The sequence below is a fragment of the Methylobacterium ajmalii genome (assembly GCF_016613415.1).
Taxonomy (GTDB): Bacteria; Pseudomonadota; Alphaproteobacteria; order Rhizobiales; family Beijerinckiaceae; genus Methylobacterium; species Methylobacterium ajmalii.
In genome coordinates, this window is the sequence record NZ_JACWCT010000122.1 from 1 (window position 1) to 21,458 (window position 21,458).

General features: G+C 73.5%; 21 protein-coding genes. 13 read left to right on the forward strand and 8 right to left on the reverse strand.

What is annotated here, in order from left to right; translation table 11 throughout:
* The 10 genes from HPY23_RS22655 to HPY23_RS22700 all read left to right on the forward strand — a co-directional run.
* A partial coding sequence (locus tag HPY23_RS22655) for an SEL1-like repeat protein (RefSeq protein WP_200649679.1) occupies positions 1 to 1,215 on the forward strand: 1,215 nt, incomplete at its 5' end.
* Between the two features lie 7 nt (positions 1,216 to 1,222).
* Positions 1,223 to 2,581, forward strand: coding sequence for a tetratricopeptide repeat protein (locus HPY23_RS22660; RefSeq protein WP_091889152.1), 1,359 nt, complete (start codon positions 1,223 to 1,225; stop codon positions 2,579 to 2,581).
* Positions 2,578 to 4,005 carry a peptidoglycan-binding protein gene (locus tag HPY23_RS22665; RefSeq protein ID WP_091889154.1) on the forward strand — a complete coding sequence of 476 codons (1,428 nt, stop codon included), beginning with the start codon at positions 2,578 to 2,580 and terminating at the stop codon, positions 4,003 to 4,005. The genes HPY23_RS22660 and HPY23_RS22665 overlap by 4 nt, the downstream gene beginning before the upstream one ends.
* Before the next feature lie 9 nt (positions 4,006 to 4,014).
* Positions 4,015 to 5,313: a hypothetical protein gene (locus tag HPY23_RS22670; RefSeq protein ID WP_091889156.1), complete on the forward strand. Its 1,299-nt coding sequence runs from the start codon at positions 4,015 to 4,017 to the stop codon at positions 5,311 to 5,313.
* Positions 5,314 to 5,361: 48 nt separating this feature from the next.
* On the forward strand, positions 5,362 to 6,129 hold the full coding sequence (locus HPY23_RS22675) for a hypothetical protein (RefSeq protein ID WP_091889158.1): 768 nt from the start codon (positions 5,362 to 5,364) through the stop codon (positions 6,127 to 6,129).
* 24 nt (positions 6,130 to 6,153) lie between these two features.
* Positions 6,154 to 6,357, forward strand: coding sequence for a hypothetical protein (locus HPY23_RS22680; RefSeq protein WP_060848326.1), 204 nt, complete (start codon positions 6,154 to 6,156; stop codon positions 6,355 to 6,357).
* A gap of 71 nt (positions 6,358 to 6,428) precedes the next feature.
* Positions 6,429 to 7,136 (forward strand): lysozyme inhibitor LprI family protein, encoded by a 708-nt coding sequence (locus HPY23_RS22685; protein ID WP_091889160.1) that lies wholly within the window; start codon positions 6,429 to 6,431, stop codon positions 7,134 to 7,136.
* Positions 7,137 to 7,229: 93 nt separating this feature from the next.
* Positions 7,230 to 9,203, forward strand: a complete 1,974-nt coding sequence (locus HPY23_RS22690; protein WP_244537649.1) for a DUF4139 domain-containing protein — start codon at positions 7,230 to 7,232, stop codon at positions 9,201 to 9,203.
* Positions 9,200 to 9,457 (forward strand): hypothetical protein, encoded by a 258-nt coding sequence (locus HPY23_RS22695; protein ID WP_091889162.1) that lies wholly within the window; start codon positions 9,200 to 9,202, stop codon positions 9,455 to 9,457. Before HPY23_RS22690 ends, HPY23_RS22695 begins: the two co-directional genes overlap by 4 nt.
* Complete coding sequence (locus HPY23_RS22700) at positions 9,454 to 9,747, forward strand: hypothetical protein (protein ID WP_060848329.1); 294 nt, start codon at positions 9,454 to 9,456, stop codon at positions 9,745 to 9,747. The genes HPY23_RS22695 and HPY23_RS22700 overlap by 4 nt, the downstream gene beginning before the upstream one ends.
* Positions 9,748 to 9,768: 21 nt before the next feature.
* Here the strand turns inward: HPY23_RS22700 and HPY23_RS22705 are convergent, their stop codons facing one another.
* The 6 genes from HPY23_RS22705 to HPY23_RS22730 form a co-directional block, all read right to left on the reverse strand.
* Entirely contained in the window at positions 9,769 to 10,671 is a 903-nt protein-coding gene (locus tag HPY23_RS22705) for a MurR/RpiR family transcriptional regulator (protein WP_091889164.1), read from the reverse strand.
* The gene (locus tag HPY23_RS22710) at positions 10,671 to 11,654 is read right to left on the reverse strand and encodes an ABC transporter ATP-binding protein (RefSeq protein WP_244537650.1); all 984 of its coding nucleotides are present in this window, start codon (positions 11,652 to 11,654) and stop codon (positions 10,671 to 10,673) included. Before HPY23_RS22710 ends, HPY23_RS22705 begins: the two co-directional genes overlap by 1 nt.
* Positions 11,651 to 12,652, reverse strand: coding sequence for an ABC transporter ATP-binding protein (locus HPY23_RS22715; protein WP_091889168.1), 1,002 nt, complete (start codon positions 12,650 to 12,652; stop codon positions 11,651 to 11,653). Before HPY23_RS22715 ends, HPY23_RS22710 begins: the two co-directional genes overlap by 4 nt.
* Before the next feature lies 1 nt (position 12,653).
* A complete protein-coding gene (locus HPY23_RS22720; RefSeq protein WP_091889170.1) occupies positions 12,654 to 13,484 on the reverse strand; it encodes an ABC transporter permease in 831 nt (276 codons plus the stop codon).
* A 59-nt stretch (positions 13,485 to 13,543) separates the two neighbouring features.
* Positions 13,544 to 14,485 (reverse strand): ABC transporter permease, encoded by a 942-nt coding sequence (locus HPY23_RS22725; protein ID WP_091889172.1) that lies wholly within the window; start codon positions 14,483 to 14,485, stop codon positions 13,544 to 13,546.
* A 362-nt stretch (positions 14,486 to 14,847) separates the two neighbouring features.
* Entirely contained in the window at positions 14,848 to 16,413 is a 1,566-nt protein-coding gene (locus tag HPY23_RS22730) for an ABC transporter substrate-binding protein (RefSeq protein ID WP_091889174.1), read from the reverse strand.
* Positions 16,414 to 16,570: 157 nt separating this feature from the next.
* On the opposite strand from HPY23_RS22730, the gene HPY23_RS22735 reads away from it, so the two are divergent.
* Positions 16,571 to 17,707 carry an amidohydrolase/deacetylase family metallohydrolase gene (locus HPY23_RS22735; RefSeq protein WP_091889176.1) on the forward strand — a complete coding sequence of 379 codons (1,137 nt, stop codon included), beginning with the start codon at positions 16,571 to 16,573 and terminating at the stop codon, positions 17,705 to 17,707.
* A 12-nt stretch (positions 17,708 to 17,719) separates the two neighbouring features.
* Positions 17,720 to 18,181: a RidA family protein gene (locus HPY23_RS22740; protein WP_060848337.1), complete on the forward strand. Its 462-nt coding sequence runs from the start codon at positions 17,720 to 17,722 to the stop codon at positions 18,179 to 18,181.
* Positions 18,182 to 18,201: 20 nt separating this feature from the next.
* On the opposite strand, the gene HPY23_RS22745 is transcribed toward HPY23_RS22740, so the two are convergent.
* Positions 18,202 to 19,626 (reverse strand): GGDEF domain-containing protein, encoded by a 1,425-nt coding sequence (locus HPY23_RS22745; RefSeq protein ID WP_175540033.1) that lies wholly within the window; start codon positions 19,624 to 19,626, stop codon positions 18,202 to 18,204.
* Between the two features lie 324 nt (positions 19,627 to 19,950).
* Between HPY23_RS22745 and HPY23_RS22750 the strand changes: the two genes are divergently transcribed.
* The gene (locus tag HPY23_RS22750; protein WP_060848339.1) at positions 19,951 to 20,214 is read left to right on the forward strand and encodes a YARHG domain-containing protein; all 264 of its coding nucleotides are present in this window, start codon (positions 19,951 to 19,953) and stop codon (positions 20,212 to 20,214) included.
* A gap of 25 nt (positions 20,215 to 20,239) precedes the next feature.
* Here the strand turns inward: HPY23_RS22750 and solA are convergent, their stop codons facing one another.
* Complete coding sequence (solA, locus tag HPY23_RS22755; protein WP_091889180.1) at positions 20,240 to 21,430, reverse strand: N-methyl-L-tryptophan oxidase; 1,191 nt, start codon at positions 21,428 to 21,430, stop codon at positions 20,240 to 20,242.
* Between the last annotated feature and the right edge of the window lie 28 nt (positions 21,431 to 21,458).

Below are 21,458 nucleotides of genomic sequence, written 5' to 3' on the forward strand. Positions count from 1 at the left end.
GTCGCCGCCCTCGAGGCGCTGCGCCAGCGCGCCGGGCGGGAGGGCGACCTCGCCGCCCTGAAGGAACTCACGGCCGCGGCCGAGGCGGGGGAGATCGACGCCGCGACCCGGCTGGCGAGCCTGGTCGACCCCCTCGTCGCCAAGGCCGCGCCGCGCAGCCCCGCGCCGCGGGACAGCGGGCGGGCGGCCGCGCTCTACCGCCCCGGCGCCGCCGCCGGCGACATCGTGGCGATCGCGCGCCTCGCCGACCTCCTGATGGAGGACGGGGCGAGCGAGCGCGAGCGCCGGCAGGGCTGCCGCCTCGGCCTGACCTGGCTCGACCACCCGCGGGTGAACCGCGACATGCTGCGCGGCGAGGAGCGGCTGGCCGAAAAAATCGCCCGCTGCCTCGTCGATCCGCAGAGCGGCGTCGCGCAGGATCCCGACCGGGCCGGCGCCCTCGTGGTGGACACGCTGCGGCTCAAGTACGACCGGTCGATCCGCCAGTACGTCTACGGCCTCGGCCTGCAGAAGCCCGAGCTGATCCGCGGGATGCAGCGGGAACTCGCGGCGCGCACGCCCAACGGCTACACGGGCCCGATCGACGGGCGCGCCTCCGGCGAGACGGTGCTGGCCCTGGAGCGGGAAGCGGAGCTGCGCCCGTTCCCGCCGCAGCCGCGATCGATTCCGGCGACGCAGACGGACGCGGAGCAGGCGTTCCGGAGCCTCGTCGAGGCGGCGCGGCGCGATGCCGGCGCCCGGGCGCGGCTCCAGGCGATGGCGGACCGGGGCGACGCCAAGGCGATGGCCAATCTCGGCGGCCTCTACAGCCCGGTCTACAACAAGGGCGAATTCTTCCCTCCCGATGCCCGCCGGGCGGCGCAGCTCATGGAGCGGGCCGCCGCGTCCGGATCGCCCGGGACCGGGATCGGGGCCGCCAGCCTCTACGACAAGGGCGTCGGCAACCTCGCCAGGGACCCGGCCAAGGCCGCCGCCCTGACGATCCGCGCGATCGCGGCCGATCCCTCGCTCGGGAACCTGCTCACCGATCCCGACATGAGCGCCGACTGGAGCCCGGCCTTCTGGGGCGGCGTCCAGCGCGAGCTCAAGGAGCGCGGCTTCTACGCCAACCCGATCGAGGACCGGCGCAACGACGCCCTCATCCTGGCGATCCGCCGGTTCCTTCGCGACGAAGCGGCGGCCGGCGCCCGCCCGGGAGGGCAGCGCCATGATTGAGCGGGGAATGACCGAGCGTAGCAACGCGCTCCTGCGGGCGCATGGCCGGCTCTGGTACGGCGAGGCCGCTTACCGGGCGGCCTGGCTCGCCCTGCCGCAGGCGGCGACCGTGGCGGCGGCGGGCCTGTGCCTGGCCATCGCCGCGGGCGGGGAATGGGGCCGGCCGGCCACCGCCTCGAAGGCGCGGATCGCCGAGTTCTCGTCCTTACGCGACCGGGCCGGCAAGCAGGGCGACCGCAAGGCCCTCGACGAGCTGACCGCGCTCGCGACACGCGGCCAGATCGACGCCTCGACCCGGCTCGGGACGCTCTACGATCCGCTGGTCGCCGGGCTTCTCCCGAAGAAGCCGACGCCGAGCGATTTTTCCCGCGCCGCCGCGCTCTACGGGCCCGGGGCCGCCGCGGGCGACCTGCTGGCGATGACGCGGCTCGCCGACGTGCTGCTCGACCCGGGGAATGCGAACGGCGACCTCCGGCGCGGCTGCCGCCTCGCCCAGGCCTGGATCGACGCCCCCGAGACCCTGGAGAAGACGATCACCGGCGAGGAGGCGCTCGCGGTCAAGCTCGCCCATTGCTATGTCCGGCCCGGGAGCGGCCTGAAGCAGGACCCGGTCCGGGCCGGCGAACTCGTCACCGGCGTGCTGTGGCGCAGGCACGCGCCGACGATGACCGCCTTCATCAGCAATCTCGGCCTGCAGGACCCGGCCCTGATCGCGGGCCTGCAGCGGCACTACGCCAAGACCGGGCGCTACGTCGGCCCGGTGGACGGCAAGGCCAATCCCGCCCTCGTCACCGCCCTCCAGGTCTCGGCGGGAATCGCCAACACCGTGGCGACCCCGCGGCCCGAGCCGCGCAAGGCCGAGGCGAAGGAGCCGGCCCCGGAGATGACCGCGCTGATCCGGGCGGCCTGGACCGACGCCCGGGCGCGGGAGCGCCTCACGATGCGGGCCGAGGCCGGCGACGTCGACGCGCTCGCGGCCTGCGGGCAGCTGTTCAACCCGGTCCTGAACAAGGGGCAGTCCTTCGCGCCGGACGCGCAGCGCGCCGTCTCCTACTACGAGCGGGCCGCCGCCGCCGGCCATGGCCGGTCCGCGGGCGAGGCCGCGGCGATCTACGATTCGGGCTGGGGCAACGTCGCCAAGGATCCGAAGAAGGCCGCCGCGCTCATCATGCGGGCGATCGACCTCAAGGACGACCAGGCCACGTTCTGGCTGCTCTATCCCGAGGCGGGCAATTTCAGCGGCCCGTTCTGGGGAGCGATCCAGGCCGAGCTGACGGCCCGCGGCTTCTACACCCTGCCGGTCGAGGACAAGCGCAATGCCAGCGTCGTCACGGCCCTGCTCGCCTACATGAAAGCCAAGTCATGACCCAGGCCTCAGCCAGAGCCGTCGCCGTGAGCGGCGTCGACCGGCTCGGCGCCCACGCGGCGCTGTGGTACGGGCAGGCGCGCTATCGCCTCGCCTGGCTCGTCCTGCCGCAGGCCGCGGTGGCGCTCGCCGCCGGCCTCGCGCTCGCCCTGGTGGGGACCGGCGCCGAATGGGGCAAGCCGGCCGACAGCAAGGAGAGCGAGAAGCTCTACGCCGATCTCCTCGAGAAGGCCGGGAAGGACGGCGACAAGGCGGCGTTCGACAAGCTGAAGACGGCGGCCGAGGCGGGCGAGATCTCCGCCCGCTCCTTCATGGGCGTGCTCCACGATCCCGACATGGCGTCGGTCTACCCGAAGAGCCCGGTCAAGCCCGACGTCGACAAGGCGCTGGGCTACTACCAGCGGACGGCGGATCTCGGCTATCCGGGCGCCCAGCGCGGCATGACCGAGTTGCTGCTCAACCCGGCCCACGGGCATTACGACGCGAAGCGCGGCTGCCGCTACGGGCTCGCGCTCCATGCCAACCCGGCCGTGGCCCGCGCCGGCTACGCCGGGTTCTGGCCGGCGCTCTACCGGCTCGCCGGCTGCTACGTCACGCCCGAGAGCGGCGTCCCGCGCGATCCCCAGAAGGCCGCCGACACCTACATGGAGACGGTGGCGGCCGGGGTGCGGGCGGCCGCGACCGACCTCACGGACGGGCTCGGCCGCCGGCCGCCCGATCTCGTCTCGGCGATCCAGCGCAACCTGACGCGCCGCGGCTTCTATTCCGGGCCGATCGACGGCACGGCCTCGCCGCAGACGATCGCGGCGGTCCGGGCCCTCTCCGGCAAGGTCGCGCCGACAGGCGGCAGTGCGCCGGCGGGCGGCGCGGCTCCCCCGGGCGGAGCCGCCGGGGGCGAGGGCAAGAACCCGGCGCCGCCTGCCTCGGAGCCCGTCCCGAGCGTCGACGCGCTGACGGCCCTGTACAAGAGCGCGCCCACGAACGCCGCCGACGCCGCGAGGCTGCGCGACTTCGCCGAGAAGGGGTTCGCGGTCGCCCAGTTCCTCTACGCGAGCCTGGTCTCGCCGACGAACAAGAATGCCGGGCAGGTCGCCCCGGACGGGCGCCTGGCCAGCCGGTACCTCGAACGCCTCGCCCAGGAGAAGGAGTTCGGCCCGGCCGCGGTCTCGGCGGCCTTCCTGTACGACATCGGCGGCGCCGACCTCCCGCGCGACCCGGCCAAGGCGGCGGACATGACCGTCCGCGCCCTCGAGCTCAAGGCCAAGGACATCCTGCCGAACCTCGAGAACGACAAGTGGGGCGCCGGCTACTGGGCCGCCCTGCAGCAGCGTCTGGCGGCCCGCAAGCTCTATCGCGGCCGCATCGTCGACCAGCGCAACGACCGCACCCTCCAGGCGGCCGGCGACCTCCTCGGCAACCCATAGGAGACCGGAGTGGTTCTCGACCCTCGATCCGGCCGGGTGCGGTCCCGGCGCCTCCCCGGCTTCCGCGTCGGCGCCGCGCTCGCCGTCTTCCTTACAGGGCTCCTGGCGCTGCCGGCCGCACAGGCGCAGACGCCGACGAAGAGCCGCAAGGTCGACTGCTACGTCGAGGCCGACGGCAAGGTCCTGGCAGACGGTCTCTGCGAGTTCGTCACCGACCCGGTGCGCTACGGGGTCGGGGGCTTTCGCCTCGGCAGCCCCGACGTCGCGTCCGCGCGCTACGGGGCCGTCGTCACGGTGTCGGGGCCCGGCGGCGGCATGGCGACCTGGAACCAGTCGCCGGGCGGCGACCCTGAGGACGGACCCTCCGAGGTCGTCACCTCCCAGGGCGCCTGCTGGCGCGGCGAGCGCATCCGGGCCTGCGCCTGGAAGATCGGCGAGGGCCGCCCCGGCTTCGCCGGCCCGGCTGCGGCGCAACCCGCCGCGCCGCAGCCGGCCGGCCCCCAAGCCGCCCGCCTGCGCCCGGCCGACTGCTACCTGGAGGTCGAGGGCAAGGTCCGCCTCGACGGGTTCTGCATGCTCGTCCCGGAGGGCGGCCAGGGCGGGTTCGTGGTGCGGGCGCGGGCGAGCGGCAAGCCGGACATCCTCGCGCGGCTCGACCGCAAGGGCCAGGAGCCCGGCCGGGCCTGGGTGTTCTGGAACGAGCAATACCAGGACATGGATCCGGCCTTCGCCCTCGGTCCGGCCACGCAGAACGGCCCGTGCTGGGAGAATGCCCAGACGCGCTTCTGCGTCTGGCAGGCGGGGCAATCCCGCGGCGACTGGAGGCGGAGCGCCGGGGGCGCCGCGCCGCCTGCCTCGCCGCCTGCCGCCCGCGACGCCGCCGGGACGGAGGCGCCCGCGCCCGGCACGGTGCTGACGCTGACCTTCCGGGGCCGCTGCGAGGCGCTGGTGATCGACGGCGAGGACATGGGCGCGGCCTGCGCGCCGACGGCCTCGAACGAATCCACCGCCGGCTCGGCCCAGGCGGTGTTCAGCTTCGGCACGGGGGATGCCCGCACAGTCATGTTCCTGGCCTCGGCCAAGGGCTGGGTCGAGAACGGCACCCTGCGCCAGCCGATCGACCAGCTGCGCTACGAGGAGGCCGGCCGGAGCCACCTCGTGAAGGCCAAAGGCGTCTGCGAGATGCCGAATCCGATGGGCGGTCCCGTCGTCATCACCTGCACGGCGCAGAGCGCCAACACGCCCTACGTGGCGCGCTTCCGCACCGACGGCAGCCGGCCGGTCCTGACGCGCTCGAGCCCCGGCTGAGCGGCCCGCGCGCGCAATCTCGTCCCGTTCCGATCGGCGGAGGTCACCATGCAACATCGCTCCCGGACGCATCGCACCCGCACGCTCGCGGCGCTCGCCGCCCTCGGCCTCTTGGGGGCCGGGCTCCCGGCGCTCGCCGAGACACAGAACAAGACCGCGCGCCCGGGCGAGCGGACCTTCCTCGATGCCTTCAGCCACTACTTCGCGACGCAGGGCTGCCGCTCGCAGGCCGCCCTGGTCGAGCTCGTCGCCCCCCCGCGCGGCGGCCGCCTGGAGCAGCGGCGGGAAAACCGGATCCTCGGCTCGATCGTCGGCGACGACGGCCGCTCGGCACGCAGCGCCGACGGCTGCGAGGCGGTGAAGAAGGACGCGATGAGCCTCTACTACACGCCGCGCCCGGACTTCTCCGGCCTCGACACGCTGTCGGTCGACGTGACCTTCGGCGACGGGACGACGGTTTCCTACCTGTTCCGGATCACGGTGCCGGCGCCCGCGCGCCGCGAGGCCCCGCGAGAGGCCCCAGCAATGTCGCAAGCCCCGGCGCGCCGCGACACCGGGCGGGACGCCGCGACGGCGCGGGCGGCCCCCGCGCAGGATACGGCCCGCGCCCCGGAGGGACGGGCGGCGACCGCCGAGGATTTCCTGCGCGAGGCGGCCCGCGATGCGACGCCCGGAAATCGGCCGGCGCCCGCCGCCCCGCTCCCGAAGGCCACCGCATCCTCCACGCCCGATTCCGCGCCGCCGGCCCGCCCGGAGGTCCCGCAGGAGGTCGCCCCCGCCCGCCCCCCGCGCCCGCCGGCCCAGCGCCAGCTCTGACGCGTCCCGGAGCCTCGTCGCGAGATGCCTGGGGACACCAAGTCGATCGTGCTCGCCGCGATCTGCGTCGTCCTGGTCACCACCTGGATCGGCTTCATGGCGCATCTCGTCGCGACGAACAGGTCGCACATGCCCGCCGGGCCGCTCCTGATCGCGATCGCGCTGGAGACGGCGAAGTACGGCCTGATCCTGGCCGTGTGCGTCTGGGTCGCCGACCGCTGGCTCTGACGCGAGCCGGGCCCCGGGCGACGCGGCAGGGGCGCCCGATCCCACTTCACCCTCACGGAGACCGGACGACCATGCAGGCGCTGGACAGGACGATCGCCCCGCGGATCCTTCTCGCCGGGGCGATCCTCGCGGCATCCCCGGCCCCGGCCCCGGCCGCGCCGCCGTCCTTCGAGTGCGCGAAGGCCGCCTCGCGGGTCGAGCGAACGATCTGCGCCAGCGCGCCGCTGGCCAGGGCCGACGCCGCGCTGTCGGCCGCCTACCAGGAGGCCCGCCGGGCCCTGGCGCCCGAGGCGGCGGCGCTGCTCCTCGTGGACGAGAAGCGCTTCCTCGCCGCGCGCGAACGCGTCTTTTCCACCGGCGACAAGGACCCGGCCTCCCTGCTGCTCGGCGAGATCGAGGACCGCATCGCCTTCCTGCGCAGCCTGCGCGTCCCGCCGCCGGGACGCCTCGCGGGGACCTGGAGCAACCTCTTCGGCACCGCGACGGTCACGCCGGGTCCCGGGGGCGAGTTCGCCGTCAAGGTCGATGCCAACGAGCCGATCACCGCCCGCTGGACCTGCGGGGCACAGGGCAAGGCGACGGCCACGGGCGCTCTCCTCACTGTCTCCCTCGGGGAGGACGGGTCCGCCCTCACCCTCGCCCGCGACGGCGAGACGCTCAAACTCGGGAGCGTTCCGGGGAAGGGCGAGGCAGAGGGAGCCGCGGATTACTGCGGGCTCAACGGCTCGGTCGACGGCATCTACTTCTTCGTCGAGCCCGCGGCGGCGCCGGCCCGCTGAGGATCGCCCCTCCGCCCGACGGATGCCCCGATGCGCCGCCATCCTCGTTGGCGAGCGGCGGCCCGCCCCGACCGACCAGAAGGAGGATTCCTCGTGACACATCAGCTGCTGCTGGCCGGCACGCTCCTGCTCATGCTCGCCGCGGCGCCGCCCCTGATGGCGGCCTCGGGCCTCGTCCGCGAGGTCACGCTCTCGAGCGGCGGGCTCGCCGAGGTCACCCTCGCGGGCACCGTGGACGGCGACGCCACGATCGCCCTCGACGTCAGGGCCGACCAGATCGACGACATCCTCAAGAGCCTCGTGGTGCGCGATCCGGGCGGCAGGGTGGGCGCCATGCGGCTCGACGGCGAGGACCAGGTCGAGGAAGTCCTGCGCGGCGTGCCCTTCACGGCGGACGACCTGTCGTCCTCCGCCCAGCTCGCCGGCAAGCTCCAGGGCGTCGAGGTCCGGGTCGAGAGCGGCGGGCGGGTGCTCGAAGGCCGGGTGCTCGGCCTGTCCGAGCGCGAGGCCGGCGCCGAGATCGGGACGGTGAGGGTGCTGTCGCTCCTGACCGGGTCCGGCGCCCTCGAATCGGTGCGGGTCGACGACGGCCTGACGGTGACGATCCGCGACCCCGCGATGGTCGCGCGGATCGCCGAGGTCGTCGACGTGGCCGGCCGGGCCAAGACGAGCGGGGCGCGGCGGGTGGAGATCGCCCTGTCGGGCACCGGCGCGCGCGAGGTGCGCCTGACCTACGTGGTCGCCGCCCCGGTCTGGAAGACCAGCTACCGCATCGTCGATCACGGCGACGGCCGGGCGAACCTGCAGGCCTGGGCGATCATCGAGAACGCGCTCGGCGAGGACTGGAAGGGGGTGGACGTCACCCTGTCGTCCGGTGCGCCGGTGACGCTGCAGCAGCGCCTGCACCGGCGGTACTGGCACCGCCGCCCCGAGGCGCCGCTGCCGGTCGAGAATCTCGGCCTGCCCGACCTCGATGCCGGCACCCTCGCCGCGCGGGCGGCCGCGCCGGCGCTGCCGGCCCCGATGGAGCGCATGGACCGCAGCCGGCGCGCCGTCGACGCGCGCTACGAGGCCGCGCCGGCCGCGGTGGCGGCGCAGCCTGCGGAGGGCGACGTGGCGGCGACCTTCCGGCTGCCCCACCCGGTCGATCTCGGGGTCGGCCGCACGCTCTCGGTGCCGATCCTCGACACCGAGATCGAGGCGTCCCGGATCGCGCTGTGGAAACCCGGGCAGGGCCTCCACCCGATCGCCGCCCTGATGCTCCGCAACGGGACCGGCACGACGCTGCCGCCGGGCATCCTCACCGTCTACGATCGCGCGCTCGGCTATGTCGGCGATGCGCGGCTGCCCGCGACGCCCGCCGGCGAGCAGCGCTTCGCCGCCTTCGCGGCCGACCGCAAGGTCGGCGTCCGGGCCGAGGCGAAGCCCGCCGAGGTGGTGACCCGGATCACGGTCGTCGACGGCGCGCTGCGGGCGACCGCGCGCACCCGCGAGGAGACGGTCTACACCGTGAAGGGCGCGCCCGACGCGGCGCGCACCGTCGTTATCGAGCATCCGCGCCGCGACGGCTGGACCTTCTCGTCCCCGGCGCGCGACGGCGAGACCGCGGCCGCCTACCGGCTGAAGCTCGATGTGGCCGCCGCGGACACGGCCGAGGCCCGGGCGGTGCTGGAGCGCGTCCAGACCGACACCTACGCCCTCGCCGAGGCCGAGGCCGGGATGCTGGTGAGCTGGAGCGCGCTCGCCGACGATCCGGCCCTGGCGGACGGCCTCAAGGCCCTGTCCCGGGCCCGCGCCGACAGCCAGGCGGCGACGCGCGAGATCGCCGAGATCGGCGAGCGCATCGCGACGATCGCGACCGAGCAGGAGCGCATCCGCGGCAACCTCGGCGTCGTCCCGAAGGACAGCGAGCTCGCCCGGCGCTACCTCGCCCAGATGGGGACCCAGGAGGACGCGCTCGCGAGGCTCGGCACGACGCAGGACGAGGCGCGGGCGCGTCTCGGGACCCAGGAGGCGCGGGTCCGCGCGCTGATCGCGGAGCTGTCGGGACGCGAGCCCCGGCCATGACGGCGCTTCTCGCGATGGGTTCGATCGGCATCAAGCTCGGGATCCTGGTCGCCGTCGCCCTCGGCAGCGGCGCCGTCGGTTATCGCCTGGGCCGGGACCTCGACGTCTTCCTGCCGGCGGACCGGTCCCCGGCCCGGCGGGCCCTGCGCCTCGTCGACCGGATCGCGGTCGAGCGCGGCCTCGCCCGGGGGGACCTGCTGCGGGCGATGCTGGAGGAAGACGCGCGTTCGACCGCCGGAGCGCCCCGTCGATGACGCCGATCACCGAACGGGACAGGGCCTTCCTGCGCCGCGAGTGGAGGGACCTCGGCGGGTGCGTCGTCCAGGACGACCCCGATCCCGCCGACCATGACGCGATCTACGCCTGGGTGCTCGATTTCATCGACAGCGGCGTCGACGACCCGGACTACCCGCACGTCCACGGCCTGATCGATCACAGCCTCAACTTCGACATTCCCTTCGCCGCGACGGAGCGGGTGCGCGGCGAGCTGATGACGATCGCGCGCAGGAAGCGCGCGGATCCGGGCTGGCGCCGCCATCCGTGAGGGCGCCGGGGCGCCGGCGCCTCACTCCCGGCCGGGGTCCGGCGCGTCGTCGCCGTCGAGCTGCTCGCTCTGGAGGAGGTCGTGGATGGCCGCGAGGCGGGGCGCCGCGCCGTCGCCGAGGGCGAGGCCGAGCCGCACGCTCAGGATCTCGATCACGATGATCTGCGCGATGGTGGCGTCGGTCCCGACCCGCATCGTCGCGTCCCCCGGCACGTCGACGGCCAGAAGAATGTCGGCGGCGCGGGCGAGCGGCGTGCCGGTGCGGGTGATGGCCACCACCGTGGCCCCGGCCCGGCGGGCGACCGCGACGGTGCGCAGGAGCGCCGGCATCCGCCCGACGAAGGAGATCGCCACCAGCACGTCGCCTTCGCCCAGGCAGGACGCCGCGGTGAGCTGGAGATGCGCGTCGGAGAACGAGTTCGACGGGATGCCGAGCCGGAACAGGCGGGCGTGGAGGTCGTGGGCGAGGAAGTGCGAGGTCGCGCCGGTGCCGGCGGTGTCGACCCGCCCGGCCGCGCGGATCGCCGCCACCGCCGCCTCGATCCGGTCGGGATCGATGCTCGACTGCCACTCGGCCAGCATCGAGGTCACGCTGCCGACGACGTTGCGCACCACCTCGCCGGGGGCGTCGGTCGGCCGGACGCTGCGGTGGACGTAGGGGGTGCCGAGCGCCAGCGAGCCGGCGAGCTTCAGCTTCATGTCGCGCACGCCCTCGCAGCCGACCGCGCGGGCGAAGCGCACGATGGTCGGCGCGCTCACCCCGGCCCGCTCGGCCAGGAGCTCGACCCCGGTCTGGACCACCCAGGCGGGGTCGGCGACGATCATCCGGGCGATCCGGGCCTGCGTCTCGGGCAGGCTCGCGAGCGTGTCGCGCAGGTTGCGCAGGAGGTCGGAGGAGGACCCGGCTTCCGCACCCTCCGCCATCAGGCCGCCTCCCGCATCTCGGAGGCGTCGCGCAGGCAGGCGAACCGGTGCCCGTCCCCGGCCTCGCGCATCGGCGGCACGGCGCTCGCGCAGGCCTCGACGGCGAGCGGGCAGCGGGTGCGGAAGACGCAGCCCGACGGCGGCGCGAGCGGGCTCGGGATGTCGCCCGTGAGGAGGCGCGCGATGCGCGGCGCATCGGGATCGGCCTTCGGCGAGGCGGCGAGCAGCGCCCGCGTGTAGGGATGGCGCGGACGCGCCGCCACCTCGGCGGTCGGCCCGATCTCCATGACCCGGCCGAGATAGAGCACCACCACCCGGTCGCAGAGGAGTTCGACCACGTCGAGGTCGTGCGAGATGAACAGCATCGCCAGCCCGAGCCGGGCCCTGAGGTCCTGGAGCAGGTTGAGCACCTGCGCCTGCACCGAGACGTCGAGGGCCGAGACCGGCTCGTCGGCGACGATCAGCCTCGGCTCGACGGCGAGCGCCCGGGCGATGCCGATGCGCTGGCGCTGGCCGCCGGAGAACTCGTGCGGGAAGCGGTCGAGATGCTCGGGGGGCAGGCCGACGAGGTCGAGGAGCTCGGCCATGCGCTCCCGGCGCCGGCCCCGGGCGAGGCCGTGGGCATCGAGCGCCTCGCCCAGGATGCCGGAGACCCGCAGGCGCGGGTTGAGGCTGGCATAGGGGTCCTGGAAGATCATCTGCGCCCGGCGCCGCAGGGGCTTCAGGCGCCGCTCGGGCAGGGCCGAGACGTCCTCGCCCTCGAAGCGGATCGTGCCGCCGGTCGGATCGACCAGGCGGAGCGCCAGCCGCCCGATCGTCGACTTGCCCGAGCCCGATTCGCCCACGAGCCCGACGACCTCGCCGGGGGCGACCGTGAAGCTCACGTCCTCCACCGCCCGCACCTGGGCCGGCGGGCGGCCGAAGCGCTTGGTGAGACCCTGCACCGCGAGAATCGGGTCGATCGAAGCGGTCGAACGGCTCACATCTCCCTCCAGAACAGGCAGCGGGCGGCGCGCCCGGGGGCAATCGCCTCGAGCGGCGGCGGCGTGGTGCGGCATTCCTCCCGCACCCGCTCGCAGCGGGGCGAGAAGGCGCAAGCGTCGCGGATCGCGGCGGCCCGCCCGAGGGAGCCGGGAATCGAGCGGACGTGCCGGCGCCCGTCCGGGCCGCGGGTCGCCCGCGCCGGCAGCGAATCGAGCAGCCCCGCCGTGTAGGGATGCCGCGGACGGCGAAACAGGTCGCCGACCGGCCCGGTCTCGACGATGCGGCCGGCATACATCACCGCCACCCGGTCGGCGACCTCCGCCACCACGCCGAGATTGTGGGTGATGAACAGGACGCCCATCCCGGTCTCGCGCCGCAGCCGGTCGATCAGCGACAGGATCTGGGCCTGGATCGTCACGTCGAGGGCGGTCGTCGGCTCGTCGGCGATGAGGAGCCGCGGGTTGCACGCCATGGCGAGCGCGATCATCACCCGCTGGCGCATGCCGCCCGACATCTGATGCGGGTAGTCGTGCAGGCGCTTGGCCGCGGCCGGGATCTCGACGAGTTCCAGCATCTCCTGCGCCCGGCGCAGCGCCGCGCGCCGGTCGAGCCCGAGGTGGAGCCGCGCCGATTCGGCGATCTGCTCGCCGGCGGTCAGCACCGGGTTGAGGCTCGTCATCGGCTCCTGGAAGATCATGGCGATCTCGGCGCCGCGCAGGCGCCGCACCCGGTCGGGCGCGGCCGCGGCGAGGTCGACCGTCTCGCCGGCCTTGGTCCGGTACAGGATGCGCCCGCGCGCGACGCGACCGGCCGGGCGCGGCAGCAGCCCCATCACGGCGAGGCTCGACACCGACTTGCCGGAGCCGGATTCGCCGACGAGCGCGACGGTCTCGCCGGGGGCGACGCAGAGGTCGACGCCGGTGACGGGGGCGACCTCGCCGTCCTCCGTCCGGAAGCGGACCTCCAGGTCCTCGATCGAGAGGAGAGCCTGCGTCATCTCACAGCGCCTTGCGCAGCTTCGGGTCGAGCATGTCGCGCAGGCCGTCGCCGAGGATCTGGAGCGAGAGGGCCGAGAGCACGATGGCCAGCCCCGGATAGAGCACGGTCCAGAAGGCCCGGTCGGCATATTGCTGGCCCGACGCGATCATCATGCCCCAGGTCGGGATCTCCGGCGGCACGCCCGCGCCGAGGAACGACAGGCCGGCCTCCGCCAGGACCGCGTAGGCGAAGATGAAGGTCGCCTGGATCAGGATCGGCGAGGCGACGTTCAGGAGGATGTGCACGGTTAGGATGCGGGGCGTGCCGACCCCGAGCGCGCGGGCCGCCTCGACGAAGGGCAGTTCGCGCACCACCAGCGTCGAGGCCCGCACCACCCGCACCACCCGCGGCGTGTAGACGATGGCGAGCGCCAGCACGACGTTGCCGGCGGAGGCGCCGAGCACGGCGACGAGGAAGATGGCGAGCAGGATGTCGGGCAGCGCCATCAGGGCATCGACCACCCGCATGATCGGCCCGTCGAGCCGACGGTCGTAGCCGGCGAGGATCCCGAACAGGGTGCCGGTGAGGCAGGAGGCGAGCACCACCGAAAAGCCGATCCCCAGAGAGGCCCGGGCGCCGTAGACGACCCGCGAGAACACGTCGCGGCCGAGCTCGTCGGTGCCGAGCCAGTGCTCGGACGAGGGCGGGCGCAGGCGGCGCACCACCCGCATCGCGCCGGGATCGAAGGGGGAGACCCACGGGGCGGCGAGCGCCACCACGACGATCGCGAGCAGCACCAGGGCGGCGGCGAGGACGAGCTTGCGCCGAAAGAGGCGGCGCAGGAACAGCATCGCGGGGGCGGATCGGAACGCCGCCCCCTGCACGGTCGGGGCACCGGTCGCGGGACTGGTCATGCGGTCACCCGGGGATCGACGAGGCGGTAGATCAGGTCGACCGCGAGGTTGATGAGGACGTAGAGGCCGGCCACCATCACGAGCGCGCCCTGGATGACGGGATAGTCGCGTCGCAGCACCGCCGAGACCACGAGGTTGCCGATCCCGGGCAGGCCGAACACCGTCTCGGTGACGATGGCCCCGCCGATGAGCAGCGCCACCGTGAGGCCGAGCACGGTGACGATCGGCACCAGCGCCGTCCCGAAGGCGTGGCGCAGCACCACCCGGCTCTCCGGCAGGCCCTTGGAGCGGGCGGTGCGGACGTAGTCGTTCGACAGCACGTCGAGCATCGAGGCGCGGGTGAAGCGGGTGATCAGCGCCGAGTTGACGATGCCGAGGACGATCGAGGGCAGCACCAGATGCTCCAGCCGCTCGCCCAGGCTCGCGCCGGGCGCGCCGTAGCCGGCCACCGGGAACCAGCCGAGGCGCACGGCGAAGACCTGGATCAGGATCAGGCCGAGCCAGAAGCTCGGCACGTTGGCGGCGAGCAGGGCCAGCCCGCTCACCGTCTGGTCGACGATCCGCCCCCGCCACACCGCCGAGACGATGCCGGCCGGCACGCCGACGAGGGCGGCGATGGAGACCGAGAACAGGGCGAGGAAGAAGGTCGGCTCGGCCCGGTCCCACAGGACCGTGGTCACCGGCTGCTGCAGGAAGATCGAACGGCCGAAATTGCCGGTGGCGATCTCCTTCAACCATAAGCCGAACTGGACGAGGAGCGGCCGGTCGAGCCCGAACGTGGCGCGCAGCCGCGCGACGTCCTCCGGCGAGGCCTGGTCGCCCAGCATGATCGCCGCCGGGTCGCCGGGGGCGAGGCGGGTGAGGAAGAACACCATGGTGGCGACCAGGAACAGCACCACCAGGAGGCCGCCGAGCCGGCGGGCGAGAGAGATCCACATCGGGCTGGCGCCTTTTTTGATCCGACCGATACGGGACACGACACCGACGGGAGACCCGCCGTGATCCGGCTCTTCCACCCGCGACCTCATCCTGAGGTGCCGGCGATCGAAGATCGCTGGGCCTCGAAGGAGGGATCCAGCGATCTCGGGGGCATCTGGAGCCCTCCTTCGAGGTCAGTCCATCTGCGATGGACCGACACCTCGGGATGAGGTCGCGGGTGGGAGGGGATGACGACGAAGTCGGACAGCTCCGTCGCAGAATCGTCGTCCTTCCGTGCCCGATCGACGGAGTTGATCATCTCCATCGCGATTCCGGGCGCCGCTTCCGCGATCTCGGCTTGACGGAGCGGGCTCTTGCCGCCTCACGCCGCCTCGACGTTCCAGAAGGCCGGCCACGGCATCGGCGCGAAACCCTTCAGCTTGCCCGAGAGGCCGGACAGGGCCGCGAAGTTGCCGACGCGGATGTAGGGCACTTCCCGATAGATCGCCTCCTGCACCGGGCCCCACAGCGCGCCGCGCTTCCCCGGATCGGTCTCGGCGTTGAAGGCCGACAACGCCGCCTTCTTCGCCAGCGTGTCCCACCAGCCCGGGGCGCCGTCGCCGAGCTGGGGCGGCGTCAGCATGGGTTCGGGCAGGAAGGCCGAGTGGGTGACGTAGACGTCCCACAAGGCCGGGTCGCCGCGGCGGGAGACGAGCGTCGCCCAGTCGACCACGTCGAGGGTCACCTTGAAGCCGGCGGCGCGCAGCGCCTCGGCCATGACGAGCGCGATGCGGTTGTGGAAGTCGTACTGCTTCGAGTTGAGGATGCGGATCGGCGTGCCGTCGTAGTTCGCTTTCGCCAGCATAGCCTTGGCGCCCTTGTCGTCGCCCTTGTCGTAGGCCTGCGTGCCGGCGGTGGAGTGGAAGGGCGATCCCTTCGGGAAGTGGCTGCCCGTCGCCTCGAAGAACTTGTCTTCGCCGAAGGCCGCCATCAGGAGCTCGGTGTCGCTGAGCGCCATCTGGAGCGCCTGGCGCACCATCTGGTCGGCGCAAGGACCCTGCCGGGTGTTGAGCACGAGGTAGGGGAAGCCGAACGGCATCGTCAGCACCGGCTTCACGCCGGACGCCTTGGCGATGCGCCCGTTGCTCTCGACGGGAAGCTGGTCGGCGAAGTGGTACTGGCCGGCGACGACGCCCTCGACCCGGGTATTGGCGTTCGGCACCGGGATGAAGCGCAATTCCGGGATCGCCGCGGTGCGCCGCCCGGCATAGCCGCTCGGGGCCTCGCTGCGGGCGGCGTAAGACTCGTGGCGGGTCAGCACCACGAACTGGTCGGGCCGGCGCTCCTTGAACCGGTAGGGGCCGGTGCCGACGAACTCGGCGAGCGGGTTGGCGATCGCCTCCCGGGCCATGATGGCGGCGAAGCCCGACGGCAGGGCGAGGTGGGCGAGCAGCGCCGGGTTGACCGCCTTGAGGACGATCTCGACCGCGTGCGGGCCTTTCGCCGTCAGGCTCGTCAGCCCGGCCGCGATGCCCTTGCCGCGGGGCGTCATCTCCATCCAGCGCTTGAGTGAGGCGACGACGTCCTCGGAATCGAGCGCCCGGCCGTTATGGAGCGGCACGCCCTCGCGGAGCGGGATCGTGTAGGTCTTCCCGTCCGGGCCGATCGTCGGCAGCGCCGCGGCCAGCATCGGCTGGACGGTCCAGCTCGCATCGAACGTGTAGAGCGGCTCGAACACGTGCTGCATGATCGTGCCGACGAGGTCGGCGGTCGAGGCCATCGGGTCGAGCGATTGCGGCTCGCCCACCATCGCCAGGTTGACGCTGGCCATGCCGCCCGCGCCGCCGCCCTGCGCCAAGGCGGAGGCCGGCACCAGGGGGGCGAGCGCGAGGCCGGTCGCGAGGGTGCGGCGGGTCAGGCCGGAGCGCGGGCTGTCGGTGGGGGCCATGGACGTCTCCTGGACGGCGCTTTTGTAAAATTATTTCACGTTTTTATCGGGCGTCAAGCGACCTTCCGCGAGCCGAACTAGCCATTTCGGTTTCCGGTTGCAGCTTCCACGGTCGTTGTGTAAATTTTTTTCGCAACCTCGCCAGCCAGCGGACTCCATGACCTTCGATCTCGTGCTCGCGGGCGGCCGCGTCGTCGACCCGTCCCAGTCCATCGACCGCATCGCCGACGTCGCCTTTACGGACGGCAAGGTGGCGGCCGTCGGCGAAGGGCTTTCCGCCTCGGCCCGGGCGGTCCACGATTGCGCCGGTCGTCTCGTCACCCCGGGCCTCATCGACCTGCACACCCACGTCTACTGGGGCGGCACCTCGCTCGGGGTCGACGCGCCGGCGCTCGCGCGCTCGGGCGCGGTCACGACCTTCGTCGATACCGGCAGCGCCGGTCCCGGCAACTTCGCGGGCTTTCGCCGCCACGTGGTCGAGCCCTCGCCGGTGCGCATCATCCCGCTGATGAGCGTGTCGTTCGCCGGCATCTACGCCTTCTCGAAGCGGGTGAATGTCGGCGAGAGCGGCGACCAGCGGCTGTTGTCGGCGCCCGCCGCCCTCGAGGTGGCGCTCGCCAACCGCGACGTGCTCGGCGGGCTCAAGGTCCGGGTCGGCCGCAATGCCGGCGGCACGTCGGGCATCGTGCCCCTCGACATCGCCCGGCAGGTCGCGGACGCGGCCGGCATGATGCTGATGGTCCATATCGACGAGCCGCCGCCGACGCTCGCCGAGGTGCTGGAGCGGCTGCGCCCGGGCGACATCCTGACTCACGCGTTCCGGCCGTTCCCCAACACCCCGGTCACCGCCGACGGGCGCGTGCGCCCCGAGGTGCGGGAGGCCCGCGCCCGCGGCGTCGTGTTCGACATCGGCCACGGCATGGGCTCCTTCGCCTTCTCGGTCGGGCGCACGATGCTGGAGAACGGCTTCCCGCCCGACTGCATCTCGTCGGACGTGCACACGCTGTGCATCGAGGGGCCGGCCTTCGACCTCCTCACCACGATGTCGAAGTTCCTCTGCATCGGCATGCCGCTCACCGAGGTGATCCGCGCCGCCACCGACAACCCGGCTCGCGCCTTGACCCGCCCCGACCTCGGCACGTTCCGGACGGGTGCGGCCGGCGACGCCTCGGTCCTGTCCCTCGACGACGGCCGCTTCGACTACGTCGATTCGACGGGTGCGCACCTTGCCGGCGAGCAGCGCCTGTCGGCCAAGGCCACCATCATCGGCGGCGCCGTCTTCCACGCCAACTGAGAGGATTCCCGCATGACCCCCGAACAGAAGCTCGCCGAGCTCGGCCTGACCCTGCCCCAGGTCCCGGTGCCGGTCGCCAACTACGTGCCCTACCGCATCGTCGGCGACCTCCTCTACCTCTCGGGCCAGGGCCCCAAGCGCCCGGACGGCACCTACCGCCCCGGGCGGCTCGGCCGCGACGCCACGATCGAGGAAGCCTACGCCGACGCGCAGCTCGCCGGCCTCCAGCTCCTCGCCGTCGCCAAGGCGGCGCTCGGCGACTTGTCGCGGATCACCGCGGTGGTGAAGCTCCTGGGCATGGTCAACGCCGAGCCCGACTTCGCCGACCACCCGAAGGTGATCAACGGCTGCTCGGACCTCCTGGTCGACGTGCTCGGCGAAGCCGGCCGCCACGCCCGCTCGGCGGTCGGCATGGGCTCGCTGCCCAACGCCATGACGGTCGAGGTCGAGGCGATCCTCCAGATCGCGCCCTGAACGCCCGTTCCGCCGCCGCCTTAATGCGGGCGCGGCGGCTCGGGCGGGCAGGCCGCGGCGGCGTAGCGCCGGCGCTTGGCCGCGTACATCTGCGCGTCCGCCCGGGCGACGGCCGCGCGGAGCGGGCCGTCGCCGGTCCAGGTCGCGAAACCCAGGGACGCGCTGGGGGCGAGGGGGCTCGCCGCCGCCGCGGCGTCGAGCGCGGCCAGGATCCGGCGCATCAGGTCCTGCGCCGCCTCGGGGCCGGTCGCCGGCAGCAGCAGCACGAACTCGTCGCCGCCGATCCGCGCGGCACCGGCCGGGGCGTGGCCGGCCAGAAGGTCGCCGAACCGCCGGATCAGGGCATCGCCGGCCTCGTGGCCCCAGCGGTCGTTGACGCCCTTGAGCCCGTCGAGGTCGGCCAGGATCACCGAGACCGGCGCGGCGCGATCGTCCTCGAGGCGCACGAGCGCGGCCTCGTAGCCGGCGCGGTTGAGGAGGCCGGTGAGCGGGTCGGTGAAGCCCAGGGTCTCGAGGCGGACCTCCTCCCGCTTGTTGTCGCCGATATCGGTGAGCGCGACCTGGACGAGGCGGCGCGTCCCGTCGGGATCGGGCAGGCGGGAGGCTTGCACCTTGAGGTGAAGGTCGCGGCCGTCGCGGTGGCGCAGGGTGACGTCGCGGCTCGGGTGCGCGTGCCCGGCCCAGAGGTCGAGGATCTCCTCGACGAAGGCCTCGCGCGCCCCTTCGCCCGGATCGGCGGCGAGATGCGCCGCCAGGGCGTCGCGGTCGGCGACCCCGAACAGCGCCAGCGCCGGGCCGTTCGCGGCCACGATCGTCCGCGCCGCCCGCGCGGCCGCGATCCAGGCCGGATGCGCCGCCAAGTGGCCGGGAAGATCGGCGACGCCGCCCGCGCGCAGGGAGGCCAGCATGGCGGCGAGCGCGGCGTCGTCCCGCACCAGGGTCGGCACCGGCGAATGCGCGAACAGGTCCGCGGCCAGGCGGCGGCTCGCCGCCTCCTCGCGCCGCCGCTCCTCGCGTGCGGTGATGTCCTCGATCGAGATCAGGTAGCGGCCCCAATCGGCCTCGTGCCCGGGCAGCATCTGGCCGGCATAGCTCACGTCGATCACCCGTCCGGTGACCGTGAGGTTGCGGGTGACGAGGCGGACATGCGTCTCGCCGTCCCAGAGCCGGCACAGCACCTCGACCAGCGCGGCGGCGTGCGGATCGTGGAAGATCGCCGGGATGTGGGCGAACAGCTCGGCCTCGTCCCGCGCCTCGTAGGTCGCGAGCGTCCGGCGGTTGACGCGCAGGATGCGGATCCGGCTCTGGCACGCCAGCAGGTGGTCGGGGTCCGAGAGCCAGGCCCGCAGGTCGGTCATGCCGTCGGCCTTCCAGCCGTCGAGGCAGGCCTTCAGCGCGGCGAGATCCTGCAGCCACAGCGAGGTGGGCGCGAGGTCGAAGAGCATCGTTTCGGGTTCGCCACCCCGTGGCGCGGTCGGCATCATGGAATGAACGGGCGAAGGGTATCGGTCGTCTGTCAGGCGGTCCCCTGTACCGCGGCGGGCGGGAGGAGGACCACGCCTTTGTGACGACAGAGCACGGTTATGCGCGCAATCACCCGGCCGCTTCCCTTTCGTCGGCACCGGGAGGGTGACCGGCGCCCCCGGCAGGCGGGGCCGGGCCGGCCCGTCGGTTTGCCATCGCGCGGGCGGGATGCGAGACCTGCGCCGCGTGCCCGATGCGCCATGCCGGCTCGGGTCGCATCGTCTCCCGCAACGATGGGTGTCGTGATGAAGAGAATGGCTGCCGCCGCGTCGATCGTCCTGGCCGGGACGCTGCCCGGCATGGCACAGTCCTGCGACGAGCTGTGGTATCAGCGCAACCTGATCTACAAGGAAGCCGGCTACTGCTTCAAGACGGCGAACGCCGTTCGCAGCTTCGGCAATGCCGGCTGCCGGTTCGACAACCAGGCCGACGTGCCGCTCTCCGCCCGCGACCGGGCCGAGATCGACAGCATCCGGTCGATGGAGCGCACCATGCGGTGCGCGCCGTAAGCGGCGCGAGACCGGCCGCCCCGGCTCAGCCGCGCGCGGCCGAGGCCGGGGCGAACCGGCCGAGGCCGAAGGGCGCGACGTCGATCCGGCTGCGCCCCTCGGTCAGGATCTCGGCCGCGACGAGGCCGATCCCGGCCGAGTGCTTGAAGCCGTGCCCCGAGCAGGCCGAGACCACGAGGACGCGGTCCCGCTCCGGGTGGCGGTCGATGATGAAGCCGCGGTCGGGCGTGACGGTGTAGAGGCAGGCCGCGGCCGCGACGACCCGCGGGGTCGCCCCCGCGAGACGCCCGGCGATGTGGCGGCGGTACATCGCGTCCGATTCCCCCGGGTCGACCGTGCGGTCGGCGGTCTCGGCGGTGGTGGCGTCGGCGTATTGCTCGGTCGCGACCTTGACGCTGCCCTCGCCCGGCTGGGGCGGGAAGCCGTAGAAGTATTCGGCGTCCGCCGTGCCGTACATCCAGATGTAGACCGGCGCGTCGGCCCGGTAGGCGCGGGCGTCGTCGAGGGCGTACCAGTGCAGGAGCTGGCGCTTGACGCTCAGGAGGTCGGTGAAGGGCGCGCCGAGGAGCGGCGCCGTCCAGGCCCCGGCGGACACCACCACCTGGCCCGCCGCGAAGGTCCCGGCCGAGGTCTCGACGCGCACGCCGTCGCCCTCCTGCACGATCGCCAGGACCTCGACGCCGGTGCGGATCGCGCCCCCGAGGGCCGCGGCGCGGGAGAGCTGCGCGGCGATGCAGGCCTCCGGGCGGACATAGCCGCCGCCGGGCTCGTAATAGGCGATCTCGTCGCCCGACAGCCCGAGGAATTGCGGGAAGCGGCGGGCGACCTCGCGCCCGTCGAGAACCTCGTGGGCGATTCCGAACTCTCGCGCGGCGCGGATCGAGGTGCGGACGAAATCCGGCTTGCCGTGATGCGAGGCGGTGCCGGACCCCGGCGCCATCACCAGCGCGCCGCAGGCCTCGAGCAGGTGGGCGCCGGTCTCGGCCTCGATCTCGCGCCAGATCCGGTGCGAGGCGAGCACCAGCGGCACGTAATCGCGCCCCTCGCCGATGCCCTGGCGGGTGATCCGGGTCTCGCCGTGGCTCGATCCCATCGTGTGGGGCGGCGCGAACTGGTCGAGGCCGATGACCGAGGCGCCGCGCTTCGCGAGCTGGTAGAGCGCCGCGCTCCCCATCGCCCCGAGGCCGATCACCAGGAAGTCCGCCCGCTCCGCCATTCGCCGCCGCCCGCCTCTCTCTCCGCAA